This is a genomic window from Micromonospora sp. AMSO1212t (genome assembly GCF_008868145.1).
In the GTDB taxonomy this organism is placed as follows: domain Bacteria; phylum Actinomycetota; class Actinomycetes; order Mycobacteriales; family Micromonosporaceae; genus Micromonospora; species Micromonospora tulbaghiae.
On record NZ_WBKS01000076.1, the window covers coordinates 20,344 to 27,899 of the forward strand.

General features: G+C 74.8%; 5 protein-coding genes. 4 read left to right on the top strand and 1 reads right to left on the bottom strand.

What is annotated here, in order from left to right:
* Window positions 1-26: 26 nt before the first annotated feature.
* The gene (locus F8279_RS19105) at window positions 27-1,568 is read right to left on the bottom strand and encodes a hypothetical protein (protein ID WP_151500645.1); all 1,542 of its coding nucleotides are present in this window, start codon (window positions 1,566-1,568) and stop codon (window positions 27-29) included.
* A 191-nt stretch (window positions 1,569-1,759) separates the two neighbouring features.
* On the opposite strand from F8279_RS19105, the gene F8279_RS19110 reads away from it, so the two are divergent.
* The 4 genes from F8279_RS19110 to F8279_RS19125 all read left to right on the top strand — a co-directional run.
* A complete protein-coding gene (locus F8279_RS19110) occupies window positions 1,760-4,432 on the top strand; it encodes a LuxR family transcriptional regulator (RefSeq protein WP_151500646.1) in 2,673 nt (890 codons plus the stop codon).
* Window positions 4,433-4,448: 16 nt separating this feature from the next.
* A complete protein-coding gene (locus F8279_RS19115; RefSeq protein ID WP_151500647.1) occupies window positions 4,449-5,735 on the top strand; it encodes a nicotinate phosphoribosyltransferase in 1,287 nt (428 codons plus the stop codon).
* A gap of 15 nt (window positions 5,736-5,750) precedes the next feature.
* Complete coding sequence (locus F8279_RS19120; protein WP_151500648.1) at window positions 5,751-6,332, top strand: isochorismatase family protein; 582 nt, start codon at window positions 5,751-5,753, stop codon at window positions 6,330-6,332.
* 39 nt (window positions 6,333-6,371) lie between these two features.
* A partial coding sequence (locus tag F8279_RS19125) for an MFS transporter (RefSeq protein ID WP_151500649.1) occupies window positions 6,372-7,556 on the top strand: 1,185 nt, incomplete at its 3' end.

The following is a 7,556-nucleotide window of genomic DNA, read 5'->3' on the forward strand; positions in this document are numbered from 1 at the left end:
CGGTTCGCCGTGTGCCGGCGCCGTGGTCAGGCAAGCAGGATGCCGTGGTCGACCGCATCGGCGAGCACCGCGCCAAGCGAGAGACGGATCACCTCGAAGCGGCGGGACACCTCGCGGGACAGTTCGAGTTCGACCTCGCGCAGCGCGCGCTGAGACCAGGAGCGAGCGGCGTTCGCGTCGTTGTTGCCGGGCGCCCGCCAGTGCTGCCAGCAGCCGCCGTTGAGGGCGACACCGACCGGTGGGAGCACCTCGTCGCGCTGCGCGCCGGGCAGCCCGGCCAGCGCGTCCAGGGCGCCGGCGCCGGTCAGCCCGGCGACCCCGGCCGTGCTGGTCACCAGAAGCACCCGGTCCAGCTCGGGGGCGTCCGGGTGGTCGGCCAGGCCCCAGCGCACCGCGTGGGTGATCCGCCGTCGTACGCCCTCGGCCAGCGGCGCGCCGAACACCCGGGCGGCGGCCTCGTCGACCAGGCCCCGCACGGCCTCGTCGCACTGGGCGGTGGCGAGCAGCGACAGCGCCTCCAGCTCGCGGTCGAGCATCTGCGGCAGGCCGGCGCAGCCGACCCCGAAGACGATCTCCTGCACCACCCGCAGGTGGATGTTGGCCAGCTCCAGGGCGAGGTGCTGACGGATCCGGCGAGCGCAGGCGCGGGCCTGACGGTCGATCCGGTCGGCCAGCTCACCCGGCTCGACGCCGCCGAGCACCGGCACCCGGCCGTGCGCGCCGGCCGGCACCGGCGGACGGTCGCTGCCGCGACGCAGCACCTCGTCGGCGGCCCAGCCCACAAGCGCGCGGCGCAGCTGCGGCAGCTCGGCGCGGCGGGCCGGGAACCACCGGGCCGGGGTGAGCGCCGGCACCGCGGCCAGCAGCGCCGCGCGATGCGCCTCGATGGAGACCGACACCGGGTCGAGCCGGCGGGCCGACCCGGTCCGGCCGGACGCCGCCCGGTCCTGGGCCCGCGCGCCGTCGCCCGGCGCGGCCGGGCCGGTCACGCCGGGCGTGACGGCGAAGAACACCTCGACCCCGGCACGCGCCACCTCGGCCAGCAGGTGCAGCTCGGTCGCGCTGAACGCCTGGTCGGCGGAGATCACGAAGAGCAGCGCGCCGGCCCGGCCGACGGCGTCGCGCAGCACCCGGCCGCCGGCCACGCCGAGCGTGCCGGTGTCCGGCGTGTCGACCACCGCGAAGTGCCGCAGCAGCGGATCGGGCAGGCTCAGTTCGACCCGGCGCGGCGGCCGGGCCAGCGCCGGGCCGGCGGCGAGCGGGTCGGCGCCGTAGGCGTGCGGCTGGCGGTAGCCCGGGACGTAGGCGGCGCGGGTCGGGGTGGCGGCGTGCTGCACCAGCAGGTTGCTTCCCGGCGGCACGGCGAGCGTCGCGGCCTCGATCCCGAGCAGGCCGGCGATCAGCTCGCGCCGGTTCGCGCCGGCCGGGCCGGCGACGACCACCGCCATCGGCTCGTCCGGCCCGGGCGTGGTCACCCCGAGCCGGGTCGGCAGCGGGGCGCATCCGGGCGGCTCGGCCTGCCGGCCTGGGTCGGGCACGTCGACCGAAGGGAGCGGACCTGGCGTCATCAGGTGGCCTCCCGGTCGGGCGACCGGAGTACCGGTCGCGGTTTTCCCTGGGTGCAGGGGCTGCCGGAAGAGTACGGGTGTCGGCCATCCGACAACCAACACATCCGGTACTCACGGGTAAGGAACAGATTACTCAACTTCACTGCGTGACGGTGCGTACGCGGACGGAACACGGTCGATATGCTGCATCGATGAGTAGGTGGGAGTTCGTCGGCCGTACTGATGAACTCAACCGTCTGTTGTCGGCGGTCGGCGGCCCGGAAGGGCGCGGGTTGCTCTTCAGCGGCGACGCCGGGGTCGGCAAGAGCCGGCTGCTGCGCGAGGGCGTCGCCGCGCTCTCCCCCGAGCGGTACGCGATCTGGTCCATCGCGGCCAGCGCCACCACCGCCGCGTTGCCGTTCGGCGGGCTGGTCCAGGTGCTGCCCGCCACGCAACCGCAGGGCCTCTCCCCCGCCGGGATCCTGCGCTGGGCCATGGACGTGCTCCAGGAACAGGCCGCCGGACGGCCCATCGTGCTCGCCATCGACGACGCGCATCTGCTCGACCCGCCCTCGGCGGCGCTCGTGCACCTGGTCGCCCGCTCGGAGAACGCGTACGTCATCGGGACGCTGCGCAACGGCGAGCAGGTCCCGCTGCCGATCCGCGCACTCTGGACCGACGACCTGGTCGACCTGGTGGAGCTGGGCCCGCTGTGCCGCAGCGAGACCACCGGGCTGCTCGCCGCCATCCTCGGCGGGCCGGTCGACGCCTGCTCCTCGGACCGGCTGTTCCAGCTCTCCGCGGGCAACCCGCTGCTGCTGCGGGAGCTGGTACTGGCCGCCGACGACGAGCTGAACCGCAGGTACGGGATCTGGACGTGGACCGGCCGGCTGGAGCTGGCGCCCAGCCTCACCGAGCTGATCGGCACCCGGATCGGCCAGCTCACCCCCGGCGTCCGGGCGGTCGTCGAGCTGGTCGCCTTCGGTGAGCCGCTGGGCCTGCAACTGCTGGAACGGGCGGTCGACCCGGCGGACGTGGAGACCGCCGAGGAACGAGGGCTCATCGCGCTGGTCCACGACGACCGGCGGCTGAACGTCCGCCTGGCGCACCCCCTCTACGGCGAGGTGATGCGCCGGCACTGCCCGGTCAGCCGCACCCGCCGGCTCCAGGCCACCCTGGCCGGGCTGCTGGAACAGGTCGGCAAGCGCCGCCGGGAGGACCTGCTGCGCGTCGCGGTGTGGCGGCTCGACTCGGGTACGGCGCAGGACGTGGCCCTGCTGCTCGAAGCGGCGGTGCAGGCGTTCGGCCGGTACGACGTGCCGCTGGCCACCCGGCTGGCCCGGGCCGCGCTGGAGGCCGGCGGCGGCACGGACGCGGCGGAGCTGCTCGCCACCATCCTGATGTTCGGCGACCGGCCGGACGAGGCGCTCGGCGTGCTCGACCAGGTCGCCGGTGAGATCCACGACGACCGGCGGCGCAGCCGGTGGCTGACCGTGCGGGGGATGGTCAGCTACTGGGGGCTCAACCGCGAGTCCACGGTGGAGGAGATCGCCGCGCGCGGCGAGGAGCTGAGCGATCCCGCCGACCGGGCCCGCGTACGCGCGTTCGAGGCCATCATGCGGCTGCACCGGCTCGACGTCGACGTCGCGGTACGGCTGGCCCAGGAGGTGCTGGACCGGCCCGCCGCCCCGATGGCCGCCCGGGAGCTGGCCCGCTGCACGCTCGCCCACCTCCAGGCCGCGCAGGGGCAGTACCGGCTCAGCACCACGGCGATCGCCCGGGTGCAGGCCGAGGCGGCATGCTGGCGGGCCGACATGCCCTACCTCCAGCTCGCCATGGAACTGGCCCGGGGCACCCGGCTGACGCTCTCCGGCGACATGCCCGGCATCGACGCGATCGTCGCCGACGAGTTCGCCGACCTGGCCGGGGCCGGCGACTTCCGGCTCGGCACCGGCTACCTGGCCATCCTCCAGGCGTACGCGGCGCGGCTGCGCGGACGCGGCGACGACGCGCTGCGGACCAGCCTGGAGGCGTGCGCGGTGCTCGCCACCAGCCGGGTGTACGCGGGTCTCGCACACGCCGAGCGTGCCCAGGCCGCCGCGCTGCGCGGGGACGCGACGCACGCGGCCGAGGCGATGGCCGAGGCGGACCGGACGCACGCGCCCGGGATGGCTGTGCTCTACCCGTGGCTGGAACAGGCCCGGGGCGCGGTCCAGGCCGCGACGGGTGACCTGCCGGCGGCCACGAAGCACCTGTGCGCGCTCGCCGACCGGCTGCGCGAGGACGGCCTGGCCGGGCACGAGCTGCTCGTCCTGCTCGACCTGGTCCGGCTGGACCAGGCCGCCGCGCCGGTCGGCCCGACCTGCAACGACGGTGGCCGCCGCACCGTGGCGCAACGCCTGGCCGAACTCTCCGAGCAGGTCGACGGCGTGCTGCCGCCGCTGGTCGCCCGGTTCGGCCGGGCCGCCGTCGACGGCGCCCCGGACGCGCTGCTCGCCGTCGCCGACGGCTTCGCCGACCGGGAGCTGACCGTGTACGCGGCCGAGGCGACCGCCCTGGCACTGCACCGGACGCGACACGTCCGGGGCGGCGCCACCGGCCCGATCCGGGAACGCCTGGCCGGTCTGCTGCGCCGCTGCGACGAGATCTCCACCCCGGCGCTGCGGCTGCTGCGCCCGACGCTCAGCGAGCGGGAGTGGGAGATCGCCCGCCTCGCCGCCGACGGCGTGACCAGCCGCACCATCGCTGAACGGCTGTTCCTGTCCACGCGCACGGTGGAGAACCACCTCCAACGCGTCTACAGCAAACTCGGCGTCGCCGGGCGCGGCGAGTTGCGGGCCGCCCTGCGGTCGATGCCGGGGCACGACGGCACGGACCCGGGCTGAACTCTAGGCTGGAGCGGTGAGCACCCTTCGCCCCGCGCTGCTGACCGACCACTACGAGCTGACCATGGTCAGCGCGGCCCTGCATGACGGCACGGCCGACCGACGCTGCGTCTTCGAGGTGTTCAGCCGGCGGCTGCCGACCGGGCGCCGGTACGGCGTGGTCGCCGGGACCGGCCGGCTGATCGAGATGATCCGCGACTTCCGGTTCGACCCGGCGGACATCGACTTCCTGCGCCGCACCGGCGTGGTGGACGACCGGGCCGCGCAGTGGCTCGCCGACTACCGGTTCACCGGCGACATCGACGGCTACGCCGAGGGCGAGCTGTTCTTCCCCGGCTCCCCGATCCTCACCGTGTCCGGCACGTTCGCCGAGTGCGTGGTGCTGGAGACGCTGGTGCTGTCGGTGCTCAACCACGACTGCGCGGTCGCCGCCGCTGCCGCCCGGATGGTCACCGCGGCCCGCGGCCGGGCGCTGATCGAGATGGGCTCCCGCCGGGCACACGAGGAGGCCGCCGTCGCGGCGGCGCGGGCCGCTTACCTGGCCGGGTTCCGGTTCACCTCCAACCTGGCCGCCGGGCAGCGCTACGGCATCCCCACCGCGGGCACCGCCGCCCACGCCTTCACGCTGCTGCACGACGACGAGCGGACCGCGTTCGCCTCCCAGGTCGCCACGCTCGGCAAGGACACCACGCTGCTCGTCGACACGTACGACATCGCCCAGGGCATCCGCAACGCCATCGCGGTGGCCGGGCCCGAGCTGCGGGCGGTCCGGATCGACTCCGGCGACCTCGCGGTGATCGCCCAGCAGTCCCGCGAACTGCTCGACTCGCTCGGCGCCACCGAGACGAAGATCATCGTCTCCGGCGACCTCGACGAGTACGCCATCGCCGCGCTCGCCGCCGAACCGGTCGACATGTACGGCGCCGGCACCGCGGTCGTGACCGGCTCCGGGGCACCCACCGCCGGCCTGGTCTACAAGCTGGTCGAGGTGGAGGGGCGGCCGGTGGTCAAGCGTTCCGAGCACAAGGCCACCATCGGCGGCCGGAAGGTCGCGGTCCGCCGGCACAAGCCGACCGGCACCGCCACCGAGGAGGTCATCGTGCCGCAGGGCGTGCCGGACCGGCAGCCCAACGACCGGCTGCTCCAGCACTCGTACGTGGTGTCGGGCGAGCCGGAGACGCCGCCCACGCTGGAGGAGTCCCGGGACCACCTGCGCCAGTGCCTGATCTCCATCCCGTGGGAGGGGCTCAAGCTCTCCGCCGGAGATCCGGCCGTACCGGTGACCGTCGTACCCGCGAGCTGAGGAGGAACCCGTCAGATGGCGAACGCCCTGATCATCGTGGACGTGCAGAACGACTTCTGCGAGGGCGGCTCCCTCGCGGTCGGCGGCGGGGCCGGCGTGGCCGCCGGCATCTCCCGGATGCTCGCCGCCGAGCCGGACCGGTGGGACCACGTCGTCGCGACGAAGGACTACCACGTCGACCCGGGGGCGCACTTCGGCGACCCGCCGGACTACGTCGACTCCTGGCCCCGCCACTGCGTGGTCGGCACCTCCGGTTCCGAGTTCCACCCAGAGCTGGCCACCGACCGGGTGGAGACGATCTTCCACAAGGGCGAGCACGCGGCCGCGTACTCCGGTTTCGAGGGGCACGCCCCCGACGGCGAGTGCCTGGCCGACTGGCTGCGCCGGCACGACGTGGACCGGGTCGACGTGGTCGGCATCGCCACCGACCACTGCGTGCGCGCGACCGCCCTGGACGCCGCCCGGGAGGGCTTCCGGACCACGGTGCTGCTGGACCTGACCGCGGCGGTCGCGCCGGACACGCTCGACGTGGCGCTGCGGGCGCTCGACGGCGCCGGGGTGACCACGGTGGGCGAGCCTGTGATCAGGACCGCTTGACCGGGTAATCGGTTGCAGGTGTCGTACCCCGGCCCCAGGATGGCGCCGGAGGTACGGTCCGTCGTGAATCTGAAGCCTTACCGGGAAGCGCTCGCGCTGCCCGGTCTCCGATCGTTGCTGCTGGTGTCGGTGCTGGCCCGTGTGCCGCTGACCGCCACCGGGGTGACGCTCACCTTCTACGTGGTGCTCGACCTGGGCCGCGGCTACGGCGCCGCCGGCCTGGTCGGCGCCGCGTCCACGATCGGCGCGGCAGTCGGCGCACCGCTGCTCGGGCGGCTCATCGACCGTCGAGGGCTCCGGCCGGTGCTGGTGCTCACCACTGTCGCCGAGGCGTTGTTCTGGTCCGCCGCGCCCACACTGCCGTACCCGGTGCTGCTCCCGGCCGCGTTCCTCGCCGGGCTGCTCGCGCTGCCCATCTTCTCGATGATCCGCCAGTCGATCGCCGCGCTCGTGCCGGTGGAGAAGCGCCGGCCCGCGTACGCGCTGGACTCGATCGCGATGGAACTGTCGTTCATGGTCGGCCCGGCGCTCGCCGTCGCCCTGGCCACCGCCGTCACGCCGCGCCTGACGCTCTGGGCGGTCGGCGCCGGGATCGTCGGCTCCGGCATCTGCTTCTGGCTGCTCAACCCGCCGGTGCGAGCCGCCGACGAGCAGGCCGGGCCGCAGCGCCCGGTGCACCGCCGCGAATGGCTCACCCCGCGTCTGCTCGCCGTGCTGGCGGTCAGCCTCGCCGGCACGCTGGTGCTCGGCGGCACCGACGTCGCAGTGGTCGCCGTGCTCCGCGCCGGGGGCGAGATCGGCTGGACCGGCGCCGTGCTGGCTGCCTGGGCGGTCGCCTCATTGATGGGCGGCTTCGCCTACGGCGCGGTACGCCGCTCGTTCTCCCCGCTGGCGCTGATGGCGGCGCTGAGCCTCGCCACCATCCCGGTCGGGCTGGGCGGGTCGCACTGGTGGCTGCTCTGTCTCGCGCTGATCCCGGCCGGTGCGCTCTGCGCCCCCACCCTCGCGTCCACCTCCGACGCGGTCAGCCGGCTGGCCCCGCCCTCTGTACGCGGCCTGGCCATGGGCCTGCACGGCTCCGCGGTGACGGTGGGCATCGCGCTCGGCGCACCGCTGGCCGGCGCGGTGATCGACGCGACCGCGCCGGTGTGGGGCTTCGTGGTCACGGGCGCGATCGGCGCGCTGGTGGCGCTGGCGGTGCTCCCGATCGAGCTGCGCCACCGC

Excerpts from the sequence above, each read along its gene's own strand:
- F8279_RS19120 (WP_151500648.1), top strand. The coding sequence starts at position 5,751 with ATGGCGAACGCCCTGATCATCGTGGACGTGCAGAACGACTTCTGCGAG.
- F8279_RS19110 (WP_151500646.1), top strand. The coding sequence starts at position 1,760 with ATGAGTAGGTGGGAGTTCGTCGGCCGTACTGATGAACTCAACCGTCTG.
- F8279_RS19105 (WP_151500645.1), bottom strand. The coding sequence starts at position 1,568 with ATGACGCCAGGTCCGCTCCCTTCGGTCGACGTGCCCGACCCAGGCCGG.